The organism is Marinobacter sediminum (assembly GCF_016820575.1).
Taxonomy (GTDB): domain Bacteria; phylum Pseudomonadota; class Gammaproteobacteria; order Pseudomonadales; family Oleiphilaceae; genus Marinobacter; species Marinobacter sediminum.
The window spans coordinates 1,237,564-1,259,196 of sequence record NZ_JAEMQH010000002.1 but is presented as its reverse complement, the minus strand read 5'-3'; the positions used below and the strand labels follow the sequence as shown (position 1 = coordinate 1,259,196).

Here is a 21,633-nt window from a genome sequence, read left to right as displayed (position 1 = left end):
AATGGCAACAACAAAGTAAGGTGCTGGCGGATTACTGCGTCAATTACGCGATGTCCCAGTAGGCCCCTGGCGTGGTTTGCCACGCTTCATTCTGTCCCAAAAACTGACTACAATGCCGGCCCGCTCAATCTTTAACCACGTCCGGAGCCGACATGCGAGTAATCCTCGCCCCTATGGAGGGGCTGGTAGATGCACCCATCCGTGAAACGCTGACCAAAGTTGGCGGCATAGACCGGTGCGTTACCGAGTTTGTTCGCGTGACCCACGGCATGCTGCCCCCCCGTGTTTTCTACAAGTACGCACCCGAACTCTACAACCAGTCGCTGACCCGGGTCGGTACGCCGGTGGCGTTGCAGTTGCTGGGTTCTGACCCCAAGCAGATGGGGTTGCACGGCGCCCGGGCTGTTGAGCTTGGTGCAACCCAGGTGGACATTAACTTTGGCTGCCCGGCCAAAACCGTCAACAAGCACAAAGGCGGCTGCGTACTGATGCGGGAACCCGAGCTGATGCACGAAATTGCTGCGGCCGTGCGCCGGGCGGTGCCAGACGCTATTCCGGTAACTGCCAAGATGCGGCTTGGCTACGACGACCGCTCCATGGGCGTCGCCTGTGGCCAAGCCCTGGAAGCAGCCGGTGCGGCCGAAATCGTAATTCACGCCCGGAGCAAGGTTGATGGCTACAAGCCGCCGGCCTACTGGGAAGAGATTGCGAAAGTGCGTAACGCGGTGGCAACCCCGGTGATTGCCAATGGCGAGATCTGGACCGTTGACGATTACTGGCGGTGCCGCGAGGTTTCTGGCTGTGACGATGTCATGATCGGTCGAGGGCTGATTGCCCGGCCTGATCTGGCCCGCAAAATCAAAGCCAGCCAGCGTGGTGACGAGATTGCTGACATGACCTGGCCGGAGGCAGTTGCTCTAGTTCGGGAGTACGCCGAAGTCCTGCAAGGTTGGCTGGAAGACCGCTACGTAACCGGGCGCATAAAACAATGGATGAATTTCCTCCGGCTGGGCTTCACCGAAGCTGAGGCAATCTGGCCCCAGGCTAGAAAGATTCGGGAAGTCGCTCCGATGATGGCGTGCCTGGAACAGGGCGCTGTTTCAGACAGCTCCGGTATTCGAGCCGCCTGATGATCCTTTAATCTTCCTGCGATCGCTTTTCCTCCCTGGTTGCCAACTACACTGGTACGAAGCGGGCTGAGGCTCGTAACTGTTGTGGTTGTAGAAGAATAATCCACCAGGGAGGAATACCCATGTTTGATCGATTATCACGACGTGCGCTCGCCACAATGGCGGGCTGTGTGACCCTGACAATTGGGCTGGTCGCCGGAGCAGGCGCGGCTGAGGGCGATGTAAAGGTGACGCCGCTAGGCAGCCACGACGGTGAGTTCTGCAGTCGCGACCGGGCCCTGGTGTTCGAGGATCCCAACGGCACCCGGATTCTGTACGATGCCGGGCGCACCGTGGCCGGGCCGGATGATCCCCGGCTTGGGGACATTGATGTGGTCCTGGTGTCGCACATGCATGGCGATCACGTTGGCGATGCCCGTATTGCCAAGACTAACGCTGGCACCTGTGCCGCTCCGGATACCTCCGTGTCCACCCTGCCACAATCAAATACCGTAGACATCGCTGTAAAGAAGCAGGCCAAGATCCTTACTGGCAGCGAAATGCCGGCGTTCTTTAGCGCTAAACTGCGTGAGGCTGGCGGTGATGCAGGGAACTCCATGCTGGTGCGCTTCGGCGCCGAGCAGGAGTTGGGTGGCGTGGCCATGACCACCGTGCCAGCGGTGCACAGTAATGGTGTGTCGCCCAGTTTCCTGACTGGACCGCTCGCAGAATACCTCAAGGCAGCAGGTGTTGGCGCGAGCGTCGGGCCGCCCACCGGCTATGTCCTGACCTTCTCTAACGGCCTGGTGGTTTATCTTTCAGGGGATACCGGTATTACCGCGGAGCAGGAGTTGGTGGTGAAAAATCACTACGGCGCCGAACTGGTGGTTATGAACATTGGTGACACCTACACCACCGGCCCTAAAGAGGCGGCTTATGTCATTAATGAGTTGATTGAGCCAAAGGCCGTTATTGCCTCCCATGCTAACGAGCCGGCCACCGACGGTGGCAAGCTTAGGCAGGGCACCCGTACCGCACAGTTCCGAGAGCTGGTGAAAGTGCCGATGTACGTCCCCCTGAGTGGACGCACCATGGCTTTTAATGGCGACGCAGACTGCACGCAGGGCTGCGACTGAATTTAGTGCTCCATGTCGGGGCTGTAGGTGCCTGAGCGCGCGGCTCCATTGAGCCGTGCCCGCTTCAAGATGGCGTCCTGAGCTGCAGGGCCGTTGCCCAGATCGCCAGCCCAGGCTTTCTGGGCCGGTTCCTGAAGGGCTCGGCCGTAGGAGAAGCTCAGCTCCCAAGGCTGGATTCCCACGCTGTTGATGGCGTTCAGATTCAGGGTCGCCTCCTCCGGTGTCTGGCCGCCAGACAGGAAATTAATGCCGGGGACCGCTGCAGGCACCACCCGTCGGAACACTGAAACGGTTGCTTCCGCCACTTCTTCCGGGCTGGCCTTGGGGCTATCCTTGCCGGGAGTAACCATACTCGGCTTCAGGATCATGTACTCGAATTGCACCCGATGCCGGGCCAGCGCGTTAAACACTTCCCGCAGAACCACTTCACTGACCTCCGCGCACCGCGCCAGACTATGGTCGCCATCGATCAGCACTTCGGGCTCAACAATAGGCACGATGCCGATGGATTGACAGATCGCGGCGTAGCGGGCCAGGACCTCGGCGTTGGCTTCGACAGCCTGGCGGGAGGGCAGGGTGTCTGATATGTGGAACACGTTGCGCCACTTCGCAAACCGGGCGCCGGCGTTCTTGTAGATCTCCAGCCGGTCTTCGAGACCATCCAGACCCACGGTGATTTCATCGCCCGGCGCATTGATCAATGGCTGTTTGCCTTTGTCGACCTTGATGCCCGGCACAATACCCTGAGCCTCCAGCATTTTCGGGATCGGTACGTTATCCAGACTTTGCTGGTTGAGCGTCTCTTCGAACAGGATTACGCCACTGATGAATTCACCCAGGCCCGGCGCAGACAGGATCAGGCTGCGGTATTCCCGGCGCTTTTCTTCGCTGGAATCGACGCCGACCGCGGCAAACCGTTTGGCAATGGTCGGGTGGCTTTCATCGGCGGCCAGAATCCCCTGGCCGGGCTGAATAAGCTTTTGGGTAGTGGCTGAGAGTTCATCCTGAATACTCATTGCTAATGCCTCCGTAGCGGGGTCAGTCTGAAGGATTCCGCATGTGCTCCTGACTAGTGTAGACGGTTAGCGGATGACTGAAATTTGATCTGTGCTAAAGCACAAAGCGCTAGCCTGGCTTAACCTGAACCTAATAACGCTGTGAATCAGGATCGATACAGACTATGAAAACGGTGGTGAGTGTCAGCCAAGGCTCTTCAGATTTCGACTATGAGATCGAGACCGAATTTCTGGGCCAGAACTTTCGTGTCATTCGGCTAGGCGCTGACGGCGATCTGGGGCGTGCCGAGGCGCTGCTCGAATCGGTCCGGGATCAGGCCGATGCCATTGGCCTGAGCATGGTGCATGACCACTACCAGATCGGAAAGGAGCGGCTTCGACACCCGGACACCGAGCGCCTGGAAGCCTGCGTGCCCGACAAGCCAGTGACCACCGGCGCCGGGTTGCGGGGAATTCTGCAGGAATGGGCCATTCGACACACGCAGTCAGAACTTGGCCATTTTTTTGATAACGCACGGGTGCTATTCCTCAATGGCCAGGCGGGTTATCGGATCGCCAAGGCGGTCGCGGAGCATACCGACAACCTCATGTTTGCCGATCCCTACATCGACCTGGGAGTGCCCCGATTGCTGACCAGCCTGGGCCAACTGGAGACCTACACCGGTTTGACCGGGCCGCTACTGTTCCGGCCGGCCGCAGCCGCAACCCTGACCCGCATGCGGCGTAGCCCTCTGTACCGACTTGGGGAGGGGCTGGTGAAGGATTCTCTGAACCATGCTGTTGAGAATTCCCATGTCATTGTGGCGGGTATGGCTGACCTTGCGAATTTCAGTCAGAAACTGCTGGATGGAAAAACCATCATTACTTCACGGGTGACCGAGTCCGGATTGGACTGGATGCGCTCCCGGCGGGTGGCAATGGTGGTCGATTACAGTCCCTGGCTGGATGATCGGCCAGTGGGCATGAACGTAATGGAGGCCATGATCAGTGCGGTGCTCTCCCGCAGCCCCGGGCAACTGAAACCAGACGATTACCTGGGGGTGATTGAGGCCCTCGGAATCAAACCCCGCATCTTGTATCCGCTCGGCTATCGCCGGGTAAACCGGTTCGCGTTCGTGATTCACCCCCTGTCTCAGCAATACCTGACCAAAACCCCTCCGCTGGACTGGATCGCCAGTATTTCACCGCCGGCGGTGATGAATCTGGTGGAAAAGGCAGTGGCTTACTCACCGCCGTTTATCTATTCGAAGGTTTCCGGCATTCGCTCGCCCACCGGCGACGAGGTTGAGGGCTGGTTAATAACGGTGGGTGGCACACCCAGGGAGATCATGGCCCATGGTCCGGAGTTCACTTATTCGCGGCTACTGGCGGCGGCGAAGCTGGCAAAAAAACTGGGCGCTCAGATCATGGGTTTGGGGGCCTTCACCAAGGTGGTGGGGGATGCTGGTATTACGGTGGCCAAGCGGGCACCACTGCCGATTACCACGGGCAATAGCTACAGCGCCTCTGGCGCGCTCTGGGCTGCCCACGATGCCGTGAAGCGGATTGGGCGTGTGCATTTAGGCCCGAGTGGAAAAATGGCTGGGAAAGCGATGGTAGTGGGTGCCACGGGTGCCATTGGTTCTGTCTGTGCCCGATTACTGGCCAAGGCGGTGGACGAAATCTACCTGGCCGCACCAGAGCCAGCCAAGCTCTTGGCTCTAAAGGAGAGCATTGAGCAAGAAACGCCGGGGGCCCGGGTCCACGTTGCGGGTACCGCCGACCGGGACGTGGCCGATATGGACATGATCGTTACCGCCACGTCGGGCGCGGGCAAGCAGATTCTGGACATCATGAAGGTGAAACCGGGCTGTGTGATTACCGATGTCGCCCGGCCACTGGATATTCCTGCTGCGGATGTCGCCAAGCGGCCAGACGTGCTGGTGATCGAATCCGGTGAAATCCAGTTACCTGGTGACGTCATGATGAAGGATATCGGTTTGCCCCGGGGGATCGCCTATGCCTGCCTGGCTGAAACCATCGTTCTCGCGCTCGAGGGACGTTTTGAGAATTTCACTCTGGGCCGGAACATCGAGTGGGAAAAAGTCCGCGAGATTTACAAGCTGGGGCTCAGACACGGGATGAAACTGGCCTCCGTTTCCGGCGTAAACGGGGTGTTCAGCGACGATGATTTTGAACGAGTGAGAGCCCGGGTGAGGGCGCTCGAAGGTGAACCCTCTTCCGTCAAATCTCACCCAAAGCGAGCCTGACCGCGGCGTCGGCATGAATTTCGGTGGTGTCGTACAGCGGCACTGAGGTGTCCGATGGTTGAACCAGTAATCCGATTTCGGTGCAGCCAAGAATGACCGCCTGGGCGCCTCGATGGGCCAAGGAGTCGATTGTCGCTAAATAGTTTTCTCGGGAGCTGGGCAAAACCTGCCCCTGGCACAGTTCCTCGTAGATGATGCGGTGAATGTCATTGCGTTCGGCCTTGTCTGGAACCAGCACTTCAATCCCCGCCCGCTCCAAGCGGCTGCGGTAGAACGCCTGCTCCATGGTGAATCGGGTGCCGAGCAGGCCGACACGGCTAACGCCATCGTTCTGCAACGCCTGGGCCGTTGCGTCGGCAATGTGGAGGAGCGGAATATTGATAGCCTCGGCGATCTCTGGCGCCACCTTGTGCATGGTGTTGGTGCCGATCATCAGGAAATCAGCACCTGCGGCCTCGGTAGACCGGGCGGCTTCGGCGAGGATGTTGGCGGTAGACTCCCAGTTCCCCTGGTGTTGCAACGCCTCAATCTCGGCAAAATCCACGCTGTAGAGGATGACGCGCGCTGAGTGCAGGCCACCCAGGCGGCTCTTGATTCCCTCGTTCAGCAGGCGGTAGTAACTCTGGCTGGACTCCCAGCTCATCCCGCCCAGCAGGCCAATCGTTTTCATCTGGGCAACCTCCCTTTTTAAACGGAAAAAGGCCCGAAAGTGGTTACTTTCGGGCCTTTTGGTTACAGCTTCATGGCGTGTCGTTTAGCCGCATTTGCTGTCGCCGCAGGACAGGCACGTGGCGCAGCCATCCATAACAATGACAGCCTTGGTGCTGCACTTGCCGCACATGGTGGCATTGGCTGGATAGTCACTGGCCTTGTCGTCGTTTGTAGCCGTGGTGTGGCTGGCTTCGAACTCAGCGCGTTTTTCCGCCAGGATACGCTTGGTGGTCTCGCTCATTTCTTCGCTTTCGAGCAGACCAATGGCCTTCAGGTGCTTCTCGATTACGGCGCCAATTTCAGCGACCAGCGACGGCATGAAGACACCGCCTTTCTTGAAGTAACCGCCGTTCGGGTCATACACCGAGCGCAGCTCTTCCACCAGGAAGGTCACGTCGCCGCCTTTACGGAATACCGCGGAGATAACGCGGGTGAGGGCGATAACCCATTGGAAGTGTTCCATCGACTTGGAGTTGATGAACACCTCGTAGGGCTGACGGCTTTCGTGGTCCGTGTCCTCGTTGAGCAGGATGTCATTGATGGTGATGTACATCGCATGCTCGCCAATCGGCGGCTTGATCTTGTAGGTGGTGCCCAGCAGGAAATCCGGCCGTTCGATGTGTTCGTTCATCTGAACGGGCTTGGTTTCCTGGCTCGCTGTTGCCTTGGCTTCAGCGTTGCTGTCTGTGTCGGCTTTCTTAACGCGGTAGCCGACGATTTTGTTGCTGATTTTAACTGTCATGTTCGTTGTCCTATGTCGGGTTCCCGGATCAGTACTTGCCGTAAGTGCCTTCTTTCAAAGCGTCAAACAGGTTGGCGGCGTTGTGAATCTCGCCATCGTACTCGACCTGCTCGTTGCCTTTCAGAGTCACCTTGCTGCCATCATCCAGTGTGAACTCGTATTCGGTGTTCTCGAGATCTTTCTCTTTAACCAATACGCCCTGGAATGCTTCCGGATTGAATCGGAAGGTGGTGCAACCCTTCAGACCCATGTCGTAGGCGTACAGGTAAATGTCCTTGAAATCCTGATAGGCGAAGTCTGTCGGAACATTGGCCGTCTTGGAAATCGAGGAATCTACCCATCTCTGGGCTGCAGACTGGATATCTACGTGCTGAGACGGCGTTACATCGTCAGACGTGGTGAAGTAGCTCGGCAGCTTCTTGTCTTCGTCGTCAGAGAACGGCATTGCACCCGGATTGACCATGTGGCGGTAAGCCAGCAGCTCGAAGGAGAACACATCAACTTTCTCTTTCGTCTTACGGCCTTCACGAATGATGTTCCGGGCGTAGTGATGCGAGAAGCTTGGCTCAATACCGTTACTAGCGTTGTTGGCCAGCGACAGGCTGATGGTGCCAGTCGGCGCGATCGAGGTGTGGTGGGTAAAGCGGCCGCCTTTCTCGGCCAGCTCTTCCACCAGCTTCGGCTCAACGCTGGCGATCTGCTGCATGTACTTGCTGTATTTGGCGTGTAGGACGCGGCCCTTGAGCTTGTCGCCCAGCTTGTAGCCGTCCTCAGACAGCTGCGGGCACTTGCTCAGCATCTTGGGTGTGATTTCGAACTCGTCGTCCATGATCGGAGCGACACCCTTTTCTTCGGCGAGGGCCAGGGATTGGCGCCAGCCCTCTACGGCCATCTCACGCACCACTTCTTCGGTGAACTGGACGGATTCTTCAGAACCGTAAGGCATACGGAGCATCGCCAGTGTGGAGCCCAGGCCCAGAATGCCCATGCCGTGACGACGCTTGTAGGTGATTTCGTGGCGCTGCTCTTCCAGCGGCAGGCCGTTGATCTCAACCACGTTGTCCAGCATGCGGGTGAAGATGCCCACAACCTTCCGGTACTTCTCGTAGTTAAAGCTGGCTTTGTCAGTGAACGGGTAGTCCACGAACATAGTCAGGTTCACCGAGCCCAGCAGGCAGCTGCCGTAAGGAGGCAGGGGCTGCTCGCCACAAGGGTTGGTAGCGCGGATGTCCTCGCAGAACCAGTTGTTGTTCATCTGATTGACCTTGTCGATCAGGATGAAGCCAGGCTCGGCGTAATCGTAGGTGGAGGTCATGATGGTGTCCCAGATGAACTGGGCTTTCAGAGTGCGGTATATCCGGCACGCCACTTTGCCTTCTTCATTGACCACGTAACCCTTGAGGATCGGGAAGTCGCGGTACACGAACTGGCTGGCATCGGTCAGATCCAGACCTTCGTCGTCAACTTCTTTCTGGGTGACCGGGAATGACAAGTGCCAGTCATCGCCGTTTCGAACGGCTTCAATGAAGTCTTCGGTGATCAGCAGCGACAGGTTGAACTGGCGCAGCCGGCCGTCTTCACGCTTGGCCTGGATGAAATCGATGACGTCCGGGTGGTGCACGTCAAAAGTGGCCATCTGGGCGCCGCGGCGACCACCGGCGGAAGACACGGTGAAGCACATGCGGTCGAAGATATCCATGAACGACAGCGGGCCGGATGTGGTCGCGCCGGCACCGGCAACATAGGCACCTTTCGGACGCAGCGTGGAGAACTCATAACCAATGCCGCAACCCGCTTTCAGGGTCAGGCCTGCTTCGTGGTTTTTTTCCAGGATATCGTTCATGGAATCCTGAACAGAACCGGACACGGTGCAGTTGATGGTGGAGGTGGCAGGCTTGTGGGCTTCGGCGCCGGCGTTGGAGGTGATACGTCCGGCCGGAATGGCTCCGTGCTGAAGGGCCCAGACAAAGTCTTTCTTGTGCTTTTCGCGTACAGACTTGTCTTCTACTTCGGACAGGGCTTTCGCTACGCGTTCGTACGTTGCTTTAATGTCCTTGTCGACAGGCTCGCCAGTCTTGGTTTTCAGCTGATATTTGCTGTTCCAGATGTCGAGTGAAGCTTCCTGCATCGGAATCGTTGTTACCACTGCCTGTGCCTTAGCGTTCATTGCCACCCTCGGAATTTCCAGTATGTCTTCTTTTGACAGCGCCGTGCTTGTGACAGCACTGCACCCCTTGAATTTCTCACAAACCGGCTCTGCCCCTGGCGCGTTAGCGACCACTATATATGGTGGTTGTTTTTTGAACAAAAAGCGCCTGGATGTGCCGGTATCTATCTCTGATCGTTATTGTTGGCCCGGTGGGGCCGTTTATAAGCCCGCCTGGCGGCGGTCAGTCGTATCGAATCTGGGCCCTATATATAGGCTTAATTTCGAAAAGTATAACAGGATATTGTGTTCTGTGAAGAAGATCGGAACTATTGAATAGCGTTGAGGTGCTAAGAAAATCAATCGCCCTGCGGTTGCAACGGTGAAAATCACCGTAAAACCACGGCTTGCGGGTAATTATTCATAAACACTACATCTTGTGTTTAAAAAATGGGCGGGTAAGCACTTATCATTTCAGGAGGGGACGCTATGGAAGGGCCGGGATCGGGCCGGTGGCGATTCAAAGGCATTGAGCAGCCCGTGCTGTCGCCAGCCAGCCCTTATCCAGTCTTTTAGCCGAGTAGCAAACTGTCATCATCCACGGATAATCCGCGCTGTTTCTCGAACAGCCCGAGCAGATCCTTTACTTCCAGTCCTTCGCGTTCCTTGCCGGCTATGTCGAACACAACCTGTCCCTGGTGCAGCATTACGGTACGGCTGCCGACTTCCAGGGCCTGCTTCATGCTGTGAGTGACCATGAGGGCAGTCAGTTGCTGTTCTTCAATGATCTGAGTGGTGAGTTCCAGCACGAATGCCGCTGTCTTGGGATCCAGTGCGGCCGTGTGCTCATCAAGCAGCAGAATGCTAGACGGCGTAAGGCTTGCCATCAGCAGGCTCACGGCCTGGCGCTGGCCGCCGGACAGTAGCCCCATCTTGTCGCCCAGGCGGTTTTCGAGCCCGAGGTTGAGTGACGACAAGCTGTCCCGGAACTGCTCCAGATACTGTTTCTTGACCGCAGCTGTCAGGCCACGGCGTTGACCGCGTTTTATCGCCAATGCCAGGTTTTCTTCAATGGACAGGGTCTCGCAGGTTCCAGCTAAAGGGTCCTGGAATACCCGGGCAACCTGGCCTGCGCGTTTGTGAGTGGGTAGCTTCGTGACATCGGTGTTATCGACGATGATTTCGCCACTGTCCACCAGCACCTCGCCGGAGAGGGCGTTAAGAAAGGTGGACTTGCCGGCGCCGTTACTGCCAATGACGGTGACGAACTCACCCTGGTTGACCGTCAGGCTCATGCCCCGGAGTGCGGGGTTTTCCAGTGGCGTTCCCTTGCCGAAGGTAAGTCGGAGATCGCTTGCACTGATCATGTCGCCTCCTCAGGCCTTGTTGCGGGTCAGTTTGCCGATCACAGAGGTACGGACTCCGGGCAGCACGATGGCCAGGGTAACCAGTACGGCAGTGATCAGGTTCAGATCCTGGGCCTGAAGGCCTAGAAAATCGGCATTCAGAGCAAAGGCTATGGCCAGGCGGTAAATGATGGCACCGATAACGCAGGCGAGCAGGGCACGCACTACGGTTGACGGGGTAATGACGGCTTCACCGCCAATCAGGGAGGCCAGGCCAATGACGATAACGCCAACGCCCATGGTGACATCGGCTGCGCCCTGGCTCTGGGCAAACAGCGCACCGGCCAGACCGACCAAGCCGTTGGACAAGGCTACACCCAGTACAATCATGGCACCGGTGGCGATGCCCTGGGCGCGGGCCATCCGCGGATTGGCGCCGGTGGCACGCATGGCCAGGCCGGTCTCTGATTTCATGAAGCGCCACAACAGAATCAGGGATACGGCCACCACGATCACAAACAGCAGTACAGGAACATGGTGGTAGGCCAGGTCCAGGTTGTACCAGGGGGTGAGTACCGTTTCTTCGGTCAGCAGGGCCACGTTGGGTCGGCCCATGATGCGCAGATTCACGGAATAGAGCGCGATCATGGTCAGGATCGAGGCCAGCAGGTTCAGGATTTTCAGCTTGACGTTGAGCAGGGCGGTGACTGCACCTGCCGCCATACCGGCCAGAATAGCTGCCCCGGTAGCAATCCATGGGTTCCAGCCTGCGATGATCAGCATGGCTGCAACAGCCGCACCGAGTGGGAAGCTGCCATCCACGGTGAGGTCGGGGAAGTCGAGAACCCGAAACGAGATGTAGATGCCAAAGGCGACCAGGCCATAGATGAGACCGGTCTCAATGGCGCCGTATAGTGCGATTTCACTGAGCATGGGTAATATTCACTGTGAAAGAAAACGGGCGGGCCCTTTTGGGGTCCGCCCGTTTTGGTCGGGCGTTACTTGTCGTTCTTGACGACTTCTTTGGCGTCCTGGATCAGGTCATCCGACAGGGTAATTCCCATGCGCTCGGCGGCAGCGGGATTTACGAACAGGTCCAGGGTGTCCATGGTTTCAACCGGCATATCGCCTGGTTTGTCGCCATTTAAAACGCGGGCAACCATGGCGCCGGTCTGGCGGCCGTGATTGTAATAGTTGAAGCCAAGGGCTGCTACCGCACCGCGGGAAACCGTGGCTGTATCGGCGGCAAATACTGGGATACTGGCGCGCTCGCCCACGGAAATCACTGCTTCTACAGCGCTGATCACCGTGTTGTCGGTGGTCAGATAAATGGCATCGACTTCTCCAACCAGGGAGCGGGAGGCACCGAGCACTTCTGAGGTTTTAGTGGCGGCAGCCTTGACCAGTTCCAGATCTCGTGCGGCGAGACGCTCTTCCAGCAGGTTTACCAGAGAAACCGCATTGGCCTCACCCGGGTTATAGACCGTGCCGATACGCTTGGCGTCTGGCATGACGCGCAGGAGCATATCAAGGTGCTTGTCGATCGGCAGCATGTCGCTTACGCCGGAAATGTTGGTGCCGGACGCTTCGAGGCCGGGCACCAGCTTGGCGCCGACCGGATCGGTAACCGCAGAGAAAATAACGGGGATGTTGCGGGCTGCTGCTGCAACCGTCTGGGCTGAGGGGGTTGCAATGGCCACGATCACATCCGGACTGTCACCTACGAATTTACGTGCAATCTGGGAGGCAATGGCCGAGTTGCCTTGTGCGCTCTCGTGCATCACCTTCAGGTTTTCACCTTCCTTGAAGCCCTGCGCTGCGAGTTCATCTTTCACGCCCTGATAAACAGCATCCAATGCCGGATGTTCTACGATCTGGGTGATGGCTACGGTACGAACGTCCTGAGCCTGCACCAGGCCTGCTGCTGCCAGCAGTGTTGCACCAATCAGGGTGCGCAGAGTTCTCTTGGCCATATGCCTGTGTCTCCGAGTCAGTGTCTGGTTATGGTAGGGTTTTGATGTTCAGTGCTATTTTGGTGTTTAGAGCTATAAAGGTGCGCAAGTTTATCACAGGCGGACGGTATTCTGGGTAGGGATTCTTGGCTCTGGCAAGGGCAGTGCATTAAGCAGTGCACGAGAGCAGTGCACGAGATAGTTGCGAACCGGAATAGTTTTGCGTGTGTCACACTTTGACGGGGCATTGTGTGTTGAAATACCCTACGAAAGTCTAATAATAGCCCCCAACAATTCGAACAACGAATGCAAGGAAGATTCATGGACACAACAAACAAGCTCCCCCTGGATATGGTCTATCACTGGGAGAACGCGAAGGCGAACTCCCTGTACATGACCCAGCCAATTGGTGATGGGAAAGTGGTGGAGTATACCTGGGGCAGAGCTGTTGATGAGGCTCGGCGTGTTGCGGCTTATCTGAAGTCGCTCAACCTCCCGGAAAAAAGCCGGATTGGACTGATCTCCAAGAACTGCGCCCAATGGGTCATGACCGACTGGGCCATCTGGATGGCCGGCCACATTTCTGTACCGCTATATCCAACCCTGAATTCCGACACCGTCAACTACATCCTCAATCACGCCGAGTGCGATGTGCTGTTCGTCGGCAAGCTCGACGACTGGGATATGATGAAGCCTGGGGTGCCGGAGTCAGTGCGCTGCATTTCCTTCCCTCTGAGCCCGCCCAACGATTTCGAATCTTGGGACGACATTGTGGCCAAGTACCCGCCGCTGGAAGAAAATACCCATCGCGATCCGGACGAGCTGGCGACCATTGTTTACACCTCGGGCAGCACAGGGCGTCCGAAAGGCGTCATGCTGAGCTTCCGTAACATGGCTTTTTCTGCTGAAGGTGGAACGCAAGTCCTGGGTGTGGGTTCGGAAGAGCGGATGCTTTCCTATCTGCCCTTGGCCCACGTGTTTGAACGGACGTTCGTTGAGCTTGGCTCTCTTTACACCGGCTTCCAGCTGTATTTCGCAGAGTCCCTGGATACCTTTGTGCAGGACCTTCAGCGCGCCCAGCCCACGCTGTTCCTCTCCGTTCCCCGGCTGTGGGTGAAATTCCAGCACGGTGTTCTGCAAAAACTGCCCAAGCAGAAGCTGGAGCGGTTAATGAAGATCCCGGTGGTCAATAAGTTGATCAAGAAGAAGGTCCTCAAGGGCCTGGGTCTGAGCAAAGTCAAGCTGGCGGGCAGTGGCTCCGCGCCCTTGTCCAGCGATGTGCTCGATTGGTATCGCAACCTCGGCCTTGAGTTGCTCGAAGGCTACGGTATGTCCGAGAACTTCGCGTACTCTCACATGAATAAACCGGGCCGCTCGCGCACCGGCTATGTGGGTGAGGCGCTGCCGGGTGTGGAGGTCAAAATCAGTGAGCAGGGCGAAGTGCTGGTCAAGAGCCCGGCTACCATGATGGGCTATTACAAGGACGAGGAGAAAACCCGCGAAACGTTCACTGACGATGGCTTCCTTAAAACCGGAGACAAAGGCGAGATTGACGAGATGGGCCGTCTGAAGCTGACCGGTCGCATCAAGGAAATCTTCAAGACCAGCAAAGGCAAGTACATCGCGCCTGCGCCCATTGAAAATCGTCTGATGTCCCACGCTGCCATTGAAATGGTGTGTGTGTCTGGTGCCAATCAGACCCAGCCCCACGCCCTGGTGATGCTTGGTGAGGAGGTTCGTCCGAAAACCGCGGATGAGAACTTCCGCAAAGAGCTTGAGGCCAGTTTCAAGGCCCTGATTCAGGAGGTCAACAAAACTGTCGACCCCCATGAGCAGCTTGCCTTCATCACCGTGGTTAGTGATGAGTGGTCGATTGAAAACAGCTTCCTGACGCCGACCCTGAAGCTGAAGCGGAATGTGGTCGAGGATGCCTATCAGGAGAAGGTCGATAACTGGTACGCACAGCGCCAGGCGGTGATTTGGCAGTGATGCCAAGGTGACACCTGGAGTGCTTCAAAAAGCCCGGCCATGCCGGGCTTTTTGCGGTCTGGAACCGACGTAAGTCGCATAGGGAAACCCAGGGCGTGGGAATAAACTGGAACAAGATCAGGAGGATGATATGAGTCGGCTGAGTCATTTCCAGAAACGCATCAATAACGAAATCCCGTTGTCGGAGGCCTTGGGCATTCGGTTGATTTCCTGGGATGGTCACGCCCTGTTGCTTTCGGCACCCCTGCAGCCCAATCGTAACCACCAAGGGACGGGTTTCGGAGGTAGCGTCTACTCCGCTGCGGTTACCGCCGCCTGGGGCCTGACAGAGCTGGCACTGGCGGACATGGGCCTAACGGGTGCGGTTGTGGTGCAAAGCGGCAATATTGATTATCTGGAACCTGTTGATCAGGATTTCTATGTGATTTGCCGGTTGCCGGCGGGCGAGATTCCGCCCCGGTTCCGGAAAAGCCTGGCCCGCCATGGCAAGGGGCGCCTGGACCTGACGGCGGAAGTGTTCTGCGGTGAGCCAAACACTCAGCCCGAGCGTGAGCCTGTAGCTGTGTTTCAGGGCCGCTTTGTGGTTCAGGATGTTCGTTCCCGGGTCAATTCGTAAGACGCAGGCCTGTCAGGGTTAACCCATGGCTCTGGTCTTGGAGATGGAACGACTCATCAGGATGATGGGAACGATCCCCGCCAACACGATAATAAGTGCCGGTAAGGCACTGTGATAAAGCCGCTCGTCAGACGCAAACTGGTACACGTACGTTGCCAGCGTTTCAAAGTTGAATGGCCGTAGAATCAGCGTAGCCGGCAACTCCTTCATGCAATCCACGAACACCACCAGTGCTGCCGTCATCAGCGTCCCGCGAAGCATCGGCAGATGCACGCGCACCAGGGTTTTGCCCGGGGTGTGGCCGAGTGAGCGCGACGCCATGTCCATGCTGGGGGTGATTTTCTGCAAAGCGCTTTCGACACTGCCTGCCGACACCGCGAGAAAACGCACGGTGTAGGCGAATACCAGGGCAAAGGTAGAGCCACTCAGGAGCAGCCCCGTGCTCACGCCGAATACGTCCCTGGCAAGGCTGTCCAGCCAATTGTCGAAGCCTGCCAGAGGTACGATAACGCCCACCGCGAGAACGGCGCCCGGCATCGCATAACCAAGACTGGACAGGCGCATGAGCACCTGCATGCCTTTGGTGTCATGCAGCCGGCGGCTGTACGCCAGGGTGATGCCGATCAGCAGTGTGGTGAGTGCCGCGGTGCCGGAGAGAAACAGGCTGTTCAGGGTGTTCTGGATGAAATCGGTGTTCCAGCTCTCGCCGAAGTATTCCCAGGCGTACAGGCCAAGGGTGAAGCCGGGAATAAGGAATCCGAACAACACGGGGATGGCACAAACCGCCAGACATGCATATTGTCTTGGGGTAGACATGGTAAAGCGCTGGATGGGGTCGCGGTTGTCGCGTGCGGCGAACTGCTGCTGTCGGCGTCGTGAATAGCGCTCCAGAGTGACCAGGATAACCACAAAAATGAGCATGGTGGTCGCAATCTGGGCGGCGCCGCCCAGATTGCCCAGGTTCATCCAGGTGTCGAACAGGCCGGCGGTCAGGGTCTGGACCGCAAAGAAGTCCACGGTCCCGAAGTCGTTCAGGGTTTCCATCAGAACCAGAGACAGGCCTACCGCCACGGCCGGTCGGGCGATCGGAAGAACCACCCGGAAAAAGGTGCTCAGAGCGGAGTGCCCGAGGCTGCGGCTGACCGCAAACAGAGAAGGCGACTGTTCCAGGAACGCGGCCCGCGCCAGCAGGTACACGTAGGGGTAGAGCACCAGGCCGATCATCAGGATGGCGCCCTCAAGGCTGCGAATTTCCGGGAACCAGTAGTCGCTGGCATTCTCCCAGCCGAACCAGTCCCGCAAGTTTCTTTGGACCGGCCCTGCATAGTCCAGCAAGCTGGTATAGACATAGGCGATGACATAGGCCGGCACGGCGAAGGGCAGCAGCATCGCCCATTCGAAAAAGCGTCGACCAGGGAATTCGCACATGGTGACGGCCCAGGCAGACGATAACCCGATGACCAGTGTCAGTGCGCCCACGCCAAGCATCAGCTGCAGTGTGGTTGAGAGGTAGCGGGGCAGGGTGGTATCCAGCAGATGAGGCCAGATATTCTCTTCCGGGAAAAAGGCGAGAAAGATAACCGAGAGTACCGGCAACGCCACGATCGTTGTCGTAAGGAAGGCGGCAATGAGCCAGTGCCGAGAGGTACGCTTCGCCAGCAGGGGTTCGGTTAACCCTGGGTCAACTCTGCTAACGGCCTCGGTCATAGCTTTCCTGTGATTGGTTCGAAATGAGAATGGCTGCCGATTGTAGACAGCTGAGGTGCTGCCTGCAATGAACAGACGTCACTCACCGAGATTGACCGGGAATTATGAGGGCCGACGCCGCATGTGGCGCCGGCCCGCTTCCGGTTACTCGCCGTCGTAATCGACGCGGTCAACCATCTTTACTACTGCGTTGCGGTTATTTGCGATTTCCTGCAGGGACAGCTGGTCCGGGTTGATCTCGCCCCACTCAGCGACCAGGCCAGACGGTTGAACGTCAGGATTCGCCGGGTACTCGGTGTTAGCTTCCGCGTAAATACGCTGGGCTTCTGCCGACGACAGGAATTCCATCAGTTTGATGGCATTGTCACGATTCGGCGCGCTCTTGGTCAGTGCAATGCCGCTGATGTTCACGTGAGTACCGCGACCTTCGGCGTTCGGGAATACCAGGCGAACCTGTTCGGCAATGCCGCGCTGATTTTCATCCTGCAGCATGTTGCCGTAGTAGTAGCTGTTGCCAATGGAAATGTCGCACACGCCTTCGGCAATCGCTTTGATCTGATCACGGTCGCCGCCCTGGGGCTTGCGGGCAAGGTTGTCCTTGAGGCCTTCTAGCCAGGCCTTGGTGTCTGCTTCGCCGTGGTGGGCCAGCATTGAGGAGAACAGGGCGATGTTGTAGGGGTGCTTCCCGCTCCGTGTACAGATGCGGTCGTTCCACTTGTCATCGGCCAGTTCCTCATAGGTAGTGATTTCGCCTTCCTCAACACGCTCCTTAGAGGTGAAGATCAGACGACCGCGAGTCGTCAGCGCGAACCACTTACCCTCCGGGTGGCGAAGGTTCTCTGGAATGTTCTGGTTGAGTACGTCGTTGTCGACGCCTTGTACGAGATCACGCTCGACCAGTTCGTTGATGCGGGAAATATCGACCGTCATCACGACGTCGGCCGGGCTGTTGCGGCCTTCACGCTCCAGTCGCTCGGCCAAGCCTTTTTTTGCAAAGACAACATTGGTATCGATACCCGTTTCCTGCTCAAAGGCATTCAGAAGCGGTTCCAGCAGATAGGCCTGGCGATAGGAGTAGATGTTGACGTCGCCCTCGGCGGAAGCGCTGAGGGGCAGTGCCGTCAAGGTCAGGGCTGCAGCAGCTGCGAGCTTCATGTGCATGGTTGTATCCTCGTTACCAGGTGATGTGGCTGTGCTAAGCGAAAGTGCACTTGGAATTAAAACGTCAACCATTCTCATTTGGATTAGTGCCGGAGTCAATATTATCGGTGGTCTATTTGATTGAAAATGGTGCTATGCTTCGGAAGACTATAAAAACTATGTAAAAAGTAGTGGGCAGGCCGATGGCAGGGATTGATAGAAGAGAGTACATCCGCACCGCGATGAGCGCCAAAGTGAAGGTCGTGCATCCGGAACTGGGTGAGTTCATGTTCTCCACCCGGGATATTTCGGATGGTGGCGTGTTTATTATCGTTGATGCGGAACCGTTTGAGCCGAACATTGGTGACACGGTGAGCGTTCAGGTGCAGGGCCTTCCCGTACCCGCACCCGTGCTCGAAATGGTAATAGTGCGACGAACCAACGATGGCTTGGGGCTGCAGTTCGAACTCAGGGATGCCTAGCATGAAACGGCTGTGCCTGGTATTAGTCGCCTTCGTCACCTCCGGTTGTGCTTCTTATCATTCCCATTATGCGATGTTCCCTGCCGAAAACTCCGCCGGTGAACCCCGCCAAGTCCGACTGTCTTGGCAAAGCGCAGATTACCCGGACTGGTGGTTTACGAGTGACAAGGCCACTGCGATTCGGGTTGAAACCCAATGCAGTGAGCGGGTCTGGCGGTTGCGAGACAGCGCTGATCCCCAAGCCGGAGAGTGTGGCCCAGGTATCCGCGCATGCGGGGAGGCCGGCCAGGACCTGCATGCGCCGAGTGGCAAATTGGCCACAGAGGGCGTGCGCTGTATGGTGGCGGAACCCTCCGATCCTCAAGCCAGAGTTGCCGGAATTGGGGGCAGCCTTGACCTCCTCGTTTCCTGTGCTCCGGTTTCCACGACCGTGCAGGCAGGTGACAAAAAACGTAACCTCGACTACCTGCGGGCCTCTCCGGTTCCTTATACCGTGTATGTCCGAAAAGCGCCGCGTGGCTCCCTTCGCGCCAAGATGCCGGAATTCGATGACTCGGTGTGTGACGTACAGTGACACATTTTGACGTTGCCGTGTGACCGTCATCACACTCCTACATTTTGTTTCCTTCTGAGCTAAAACGTTACCCTTCGTCGCTCTCTGGTTACTTCGTGCTACCAAACTGTTATGGACTCTGTTGGTCACTCCGCCAAAATGGTAGCCATCGAAAAGTTTCCGTATTGAGGTGACCTGTGGGCGTCCAGCAAAAGAAAATTGCGGTGCATGATCTGGAAGTGGGCATGTTTGTGTCTGACCTGGACAGGCCCTGGCACCAGACTCCCTTCCCAATCCAGGGGTTTCATGTCCGGTCTCAGGACGATGTTCGGGCCCTGGCTTCTCACTGCAAGTGGGTGATGGTGGACGTTGCCGAAGTGCGCGGTGTCCATGAGGCCTCTGAAAACAGCACTCCCCGTTTCGGCCGCAAGGCTGGCCGCAGAGGTCAGGGCCGTGATGTCCTGCAGTTGCCGCCGCTGACGATCCGTGAGCCGGTTCGCTACGAAGAAGTGACCACCCTGAAAAAGGAAGCGAAGGCGTCAAAACGTCTTCTGGATGATGCGGATATTGCACTTCACCGGCTGTTTGACACGTTGAAGGTCAACGGAGTGGTTGATCTCAAGCCTATTGCCGAAGTCACCAGCAAGATGGTGAGCAGTGTGGTGCGTCAGCCTGATGCCTTGTTGTTGTTGAGCCGAACACGTCAGCACGACGATTACGTATACCGGCATGCCCTGAACACAGCAGTATGGGCCCTGGTGTGCGGTCGGCACCTGGGGCTGAACGAAGGCCTTATGAACCACCTTGGGCTGGGCTGCCTGCTGTCGCAGGTGGGCAAGAGTGCTCTGCCCAAAGCGCTTCTGAGTCGGGAAGGTCAGTTGGATGCCGGCGAATACGCCCAGTATCGGGAGTACGTGGACAAGGGTGTGGAGATGCTGTCGGACAGCGGCCTGTCTCGGGCCGTCTTGAGTGTTGTTCAGGGGCATCGTGAGCGCCATAACGGCTCTGGTTTCCCGGAAGGTGTCCGTGGTGACCGCATTCCGTTGTTGGCCAAGATTGCAGGTATCGCTGAATTTTTCGAATCGTTGATTGGTCCAAGAGAAGCTGCGGTTCCGGTCACACCGGACAAGGCCGTCGCCCTGTTGTATGAAATGAGAAATATCGAGTTCCAGGATGATCTGGTGGAGAACTTCATTCAGTCCATTGGCATCTATCCAACGGGCAGCCTGGTGGAGCTCTCGGACGGCCAGCGTGGGATGGTGATGTCACATTCCCCCGAGCGCCGCTTGTGGCCGCGCATCATGTTGATGACGGACAGCGATTGCAATCCGTTGAAGTCGGCAAAGATTATCGACCTTGCTCGCCACAACGAAGCCAAGACGGCTGCCGAGACCGTTACCATTCGGGAGTGCCTGCCCCATGGCACGGAAGAGCTGGATCCGGCGAGATATGACGTGACCGGAACGGAGTCCCGCTGGAGCTTGAACCGTTTGATCAGCGGATGACTACCCGCAACTGTTTGTGAATCCACCGATAAGTATCTTCCGGGCGGAAACTGACCACCAGCTCAGACTCTCCGCCCGCGTCTCCCGCAACAAAATAGTCGAATTCGGCTGCCTGCCAGTTGGTGGCGTGAATGGCGACCTGATCCGTTCGCGTACTGATGGCTTCGATATTGCCTATCTCCGGAGCTCCGTCGATTTTCCGGATGCGCACGGACTGCACTCCGGTATCGCTGGCGGTATGGCTGGCAACGTGCTCATCCAGGTAATAGCGGTTCGCCACCGCTGTTGTTATGGCCGTGAGTTCCCGGGAAAGATAGGACTCCAGGTCGTTCGGCAGTGTGTCGTCTAGGGTCCGGATGGCGTCGAGGATGCGATCACGGGTGTTTTCCAGATCCTCTTTATAGGTGATATTCGGATCTCGATCGGCTTCGTTTTCCGGCCGGGAGGGCGCCAGTTCTATTGCCTCCTTTGTTGGCGGTTCGTCACATAAAGAATGGCCTTCCGGGTAGAAGCAGATTTCCGCGAGTAACCGGTTGGCGGGTGAGACCTCCTCATTTGAACCGGTGAACGCAGCTTCACTGACGCTGAAGTCGATCGGTTCAGGCAGATTGGGCAGGGCAGCGTTGAGCTGGCTGATGACTCTTTTCCGGATGGCGATACCCTGGCCCTTGGGCACGTCTCCCGTCCAGTTCAGGCTCATCAGAAATCGGGTGATATTTCTCAGTTCCGCGTTACCTAGCAGCAGCTGCTCTCTGACCGTGTGAGTGCTCAAGCCCTCATCGTCGGTTGAAGGGTCGGTCAGAGCAGCTCGAACCTCGGGCACAAACTCCAGAAGGGTAACGTACTTCTGGGTGGGAACGTCTTGAACAAGAGCCAGGTCACCGACCCAAAGGCTGAGAGTTTCGCCCGGATAATAGCGGAATTCGCCATTGGCATTGGTAGTGCCACGCTGGCTTTGGGTCTGATAGGTCAGGCCGCTGAAGCCGTTGTAGTTAAGGCGGCCGACCCTGGTGTCGTTACTGTCGGAGCCGCCGTCGTCCAGGCATCCGGTGAGGGCGAGGGTAGTTACCAGGGTCGCGGACAATCGAATCAGGTGGGCAGATCTCATGGTTTGCTTCGGTTCCCGGTGCGCGGGCGTCACGCTCCAATCGAAGAGTGAGCTCGTCGTTTGTAAGTTGTTGTAATCGGATTATAGGGATGGGGTGCTGCGGATATCGGGATACTCGTCGCAGTT

General features: G+C 57.3%; 18 protein-coding genes. 8 read left to right on the top strand and 10 right to left on the bottom strand.

Annotated features, from left to right (window positions below; genetic code table 11):
* Positions 1-152 precede the first annotated feature (152 nt).
* Together FGO67_RS12480 and FGO67_RS12475 are read left to right on the top strand one after the other, a co-directional pair.
* Positions 153-1,130, top strand: coding sequence for a tRNA dihydrouridine synthase (locus FGO67_RS12480; protein WP_203300982.1), 978 nt, complete (start codon positions 153-155; stop codon positions 1,128-1,130).
* A 122-nt stretch (positions 1,131-1,252) separates the two neighbouring features.
* Entirely contained in the window at positions 1,253-2,245 is a 993-nt protein-coding gene (locus FGO67_RS12475) for an MBL fold metallo-hydrolase (RefSeq protein WP_238942353.1), read from the top strand.
* A 2-nt stretch (positions 2,246-2,247) separates the two neighbouring features.
* Here FGO67_RS12475 and FGO67_RS12470 read toward each other — a convergent pair whose 3' ends face one another.
* Positions 2,248-3,261 (bottom strand): class I fructose-bisphosphate aldolase, encoded by a 1,014-nt coding sequence (locus FGO67_RS12470; RefSeq protein ID WP_203300981.1) that lies wholly within the window; start codon positions 3,259-3,261, stop codon positions 2,248-2,250.
* A gap of 164 nt (positions 3,262-3,425) precedes the next feature.
* Between FGO67_RS12470 and FGO67_RS12465 the strand changes: the two genes are divergently transcribed.
* Complete coding sequence (locus FGO67_RS12465) at positions 3,426-5,510, top strand: dehydrogenase (RefSeq protein ID WP_238942352.1); 2,085 nt, start codon at positions 3,426-3,428, stop codon at positions 5,508-5,510.
* On the opposite strand, the gene FGO67_RS12460 is transcribed toward FGO67_RS12465, so the two are convergent.
* From FGO67_RS12460 to FGO67_RS12435, 6 genes are all read right to left on the bottom strand, one after another.
* A complete protein-coding gene (locus FGO67_RS12460) occupies positions 5,485-6,180 on the bottom strand; it encodes an aspartate/glutamate racemase family protein (protein WP_203300980.1) in 696 nt (231 codons plus the stop codon). The genes FGO67_RS12465 and FGO67_RS12460 overlap by 26 nt on opposite strands.
* Before the next feature lie 84 nt (positions 6,181-6,264).
* Entirely contained in the window at positions 6,265-6,963 is a 699-nt protein-coding gene (locus FGO67_RS12455) for a TSCPD domain-containing protein (RefSeq protein ID WP_203300979.1), read from the bottom strand.
* 28 nt (positions 6,964-6,991) lie between these two features.
* Complete coding sequence (locus tag FGO67_RS12450) at positions 6,992-9,130, bottom strand: adenosylcobalamin-dependent ribonucleoside-diphosphate reductase (protein ID WP_203300978.1); 2,139 nt, start codon at positions 9,128-9,130, stop codon at positions 6,992-6,994.
* 551 nt (positions 9,131-9,681) lie between these two features.
* Positions 9,682-10,476 (bottom strand): ABC transporter ATP-binding protein, encoded by a 795-nt coding sequence (locus tag FGO67_RS12445; RefSeq protein WP_203300977.1) that lies wholly within the window; start codon positions 10,474-10,476, stop codon positions 9,682-9,684.
* A 9-nt stretch (positions 10,477-10,485) separates the two neighbouring features.
* Positions 10,486-11,388 carry an ABC transporter permease gene (locus tag FGO67_RS12440; RefSeq protein WP_138441092.1) on the bottom strand — a complete coding sequence of 301 codons (903 nt, stop codon included), beginning with the start codon at positions 11,386-11,388 and terminating at the stop codon, positions 10,486-10,488.
* Positions 11,389-11,453: 65 nt separating this feature from the next.
* Positions 11,454-12,428: an ABC transporter substrate-binding protein gene (locus FGO67_RS12435; protein ID WP_203300976.1), complete on the bottom strand. Its 975-nt coding sequence runs from the start codon at positions 12,426-12,428 to the stop codon at positions 11,454-11,456.
* Positions 12,429-12,728: 300 nt separating this feature from the next.
* Here FGO67_RS12435 and FGO67_RS12430 point away from each other — a divergent pair, with 300 nt between their 5' ends.
* Both FGO67_RS12430 and FGO67_RS12425 read left to right on the top strand, forming a co-directional pair.
* Positions 12,729-14,396 (top strand): AMP-binding protein, encoded by a 1,668-nt coding sequence (locus FGO67_RS12430; RefSeq protein ID WP_203300975.1) that lies wholly within the window; start codon positions 12,729-12,731, stop codon positions 14,394-14,396.
* 130 nt (positions 14,397-14,526) lie between these two features.
* Positions 14,527-15,012: a thioesterase domain-containing protein gene (locus tag FGO67_RS12425; RefSeq protein ID WP_203300974.1), complete on the top strand. Its 486-nt coding sequence runs from the start codon at positions 14,527-14,529 to the stop codon at positions 15,010-15,012.
* Between the two features lie 18 nt (positions 15,013-15,030).
* On the opposite strand, the gene FGO67_RS12420 is transcribed toward FGO67_RS12425, so the two are convergent.
* The gene (locus tag FGO67_RS12420) at positions 15,031-16,719 is read right to left on the bottom strand and encodes an ABC transporter permease (RefSeq protein ID WP_203300973.1); all 1,689 of its coding nucleotides are present in this window, start codon (positions 16,717-16,719) and stop codon (positions 15,031-15,033) included.
* A gap of 144 nt (positions 16,720-16,863) precedes the next feature.
* Complete coding sequence (locus FGO67_RS12415) at positions 16,864-17,880, bottom strand: Fe(3+) ABC transporter substrate-binding protein (protein ID WP_238942351.1); 1,017 nt, start codon at positions 17,878-17,880, stop codon at positions 16,864-16,866.
* Positions 17,881-18,062: 182 nt separating this feature from the next.
* On the opposite strand from FGO67_RS12415, the gene FGO67_RS12410 reads away from it, so the two are divergent.
* From FGO67_RS12410 to FGO67_RS17305, 3 genes are all read left to right on the top strand, one after another.
* The gene (locus FGO67_RS12410; protein ID WP_203300972.1) at positions 18,063-18,341 is read left to right on the top strand and encodes a PilZ domain-containing protein; all 279 of its coding nucleotides are present in this window, start codon (positions 18,063-18,065) and stop codon (positions 18,339-18,341) included.
* 1 nt (position 18,342) lies between these two features.
* On the top strand, positions 18,343-18,915 hold the full coding sequence (locus FGO67_RS12405; RefSeq protein WP_238942350.1) for a hypothetical protein: 573 nt from the start codon (positions 18,343-18,345) through the stop codon (positions 18,913-18,915).
* A gap of 176 nt (positions 18,916-19,091) precedes the next feature.
* Entirely contained in the window at positions 19,092-20,399 is a 1,308-nt protein-coding gene (locus tag FGO67_RS17305; RefSeq protein WP_203300970.1) for an HD-GYP domain-containing protein, read from the top strand.
* Here the strand turns inward: FGO67_RS17305 and FGO67_RS12395 are convergent.
* Positions 20,389-21,507, bottom strand: a complete 1,119-nt coding sequence (locus FGO67_RS12395; protein WP_203300969.1) for an organic solvent ABC transporter permease — start codon at positions 21,505-21,507, stop codon at positions 20,389-20,391. The genes FGO67_RS17305 and FGO67_RS12395 overlap by 11 nt on opposite strands.
* Positions 21,508-21,633: the final 126 nt, after the last annotated feature.

What these genes read in the sequence shown, in the direction of transcription:
- FGO67_RS12395 (WP_203300969.1), bottom strand. Translation starts at nt 21,507, where the DNA reads ATGAGATCTGCCCACCTGATTCGATTGTCCGCGACCCTGGTAACTACC.
- FGO67_RS12460 (WP_203300980.1), bottom strand. Translation starts at nt 6,180, where the DNA reads ATGAAAACGATTGGCCTGCTGGGCGGGATGAGCTGGGAGTCCAGCCAG.
- FGO67_RS12455 (WP_203300979.1), bottom strand. Translation starts at nt 6,963, where the DNA reads ATGACAGTTAAAATCAGCAACAAAATCGTCGGCTACCGCGTTAAGAAA.
- FGO67_RS12475 (WP_238942353.1), top strand. Translation starts at nt 1,253, where the DNA reads ATGTTTGATCGATTATCACGACGTGCGCTCGCCACAATGGCGGGCTGT.
- FGO67_RS12405 (WP_238942350.1), top strand. Translation starts at nt 18,343, where the DNA reads ATGAAACGGCTGTGCCTGGTATTAGTCGCCTTCGTCACCTCCGGTTGT.
- FGO67_RS12410 (WP_203300972.1), top strand. Translation starts at nt 18,063, where the DNA reads ATGGCAGGGATTGATAGAAGAGAGTACATCCGCACCGCGATGAGCGCC.
- FGO67_RS12470 (WP_203300981.1), bottom strand. Translation starts at nt 3,261, where the DNA reads ATGAGTATTCAGGATGAACTCTCAGCCACTACCCAAAAGCTTATTCAG.
- FGO67_RS12425 (WP_203300974.1), top strand. Translation starts at nt 14,527, where the DNA reads ATGAGTCGGCTGAGTCATTTCCAGAAACGCATCAATAACGAAATCCCG.
- FGO67_RS12430 (WP_203300975.1), top strand. Translation starts at nt 12,729, where the DNA reads ATGGACACAACAAACAAGCTCCCCCTGGATATGGTCTATCACTGGGAG.
- FGO67_RS12480 (WP_203300982.1), top strand. Translation starts at nt 153, where the DNA reads ATGCGAGTAATCCTCGCCCCTATGGAGGGGCTGGTAGATGCACCCATC.
- FGO67_RS12415 (WP_238942351.1), bottom strand. Translation starts at nt 17,880, where the DNA reads ATGCACATGAAGCTCGCAGCTGCTGCAGCCCTGACCTTGACGGCACTG.
- FGO67_RS12435 (WP_203300976.1), bottom strand. Translation starts at nt 12,428, where the DNA reads ATGGCCAAGAGAACTCTGCGCACCCTGATTGGTGCAACACTGCTGGCA.
- FGO67_RS12450 (WP_203300978.1), bottom strand. Translation starts at nt 9,130, where the DNA reads ATGAACGCTAAGGCACAGGCAGTGGTAACAACGATTCCGATGCAGGAA.
- FGO67_RS12445 (WP_203300977.1), bottom strand. Translation starts at nt 10,476, where the DNA reads ATGATCAGTGCAAGCGATCTCCGACTTACCTTCGGCAAGGGAACGCCA.
- FGO67_RS12465 (WP_238942352.1), top strand. Translation starts at nt 3,426, where the DNA reads ATGAAAACGGTGGTGAGTGTCAGCCAAGGCTCTTCAGATTTCGACTAT.
- FGO67_RS12420 (WP_203300973.1), bottom strand. Translation starts at nt 16,719, where the DNA reads ATGACCGAGGCCGTTAGCAGAGTTGACCCAGGGTTAACCGAACCCCTG.
- FGO67_RS12440 (WP_138441092.1), bottom strand. Translation starts at nt 11,388, where the DNA reads ATGCTCAGTGAAATCGCACTATACGGCGCCATTGAGACCGGTCTCATC.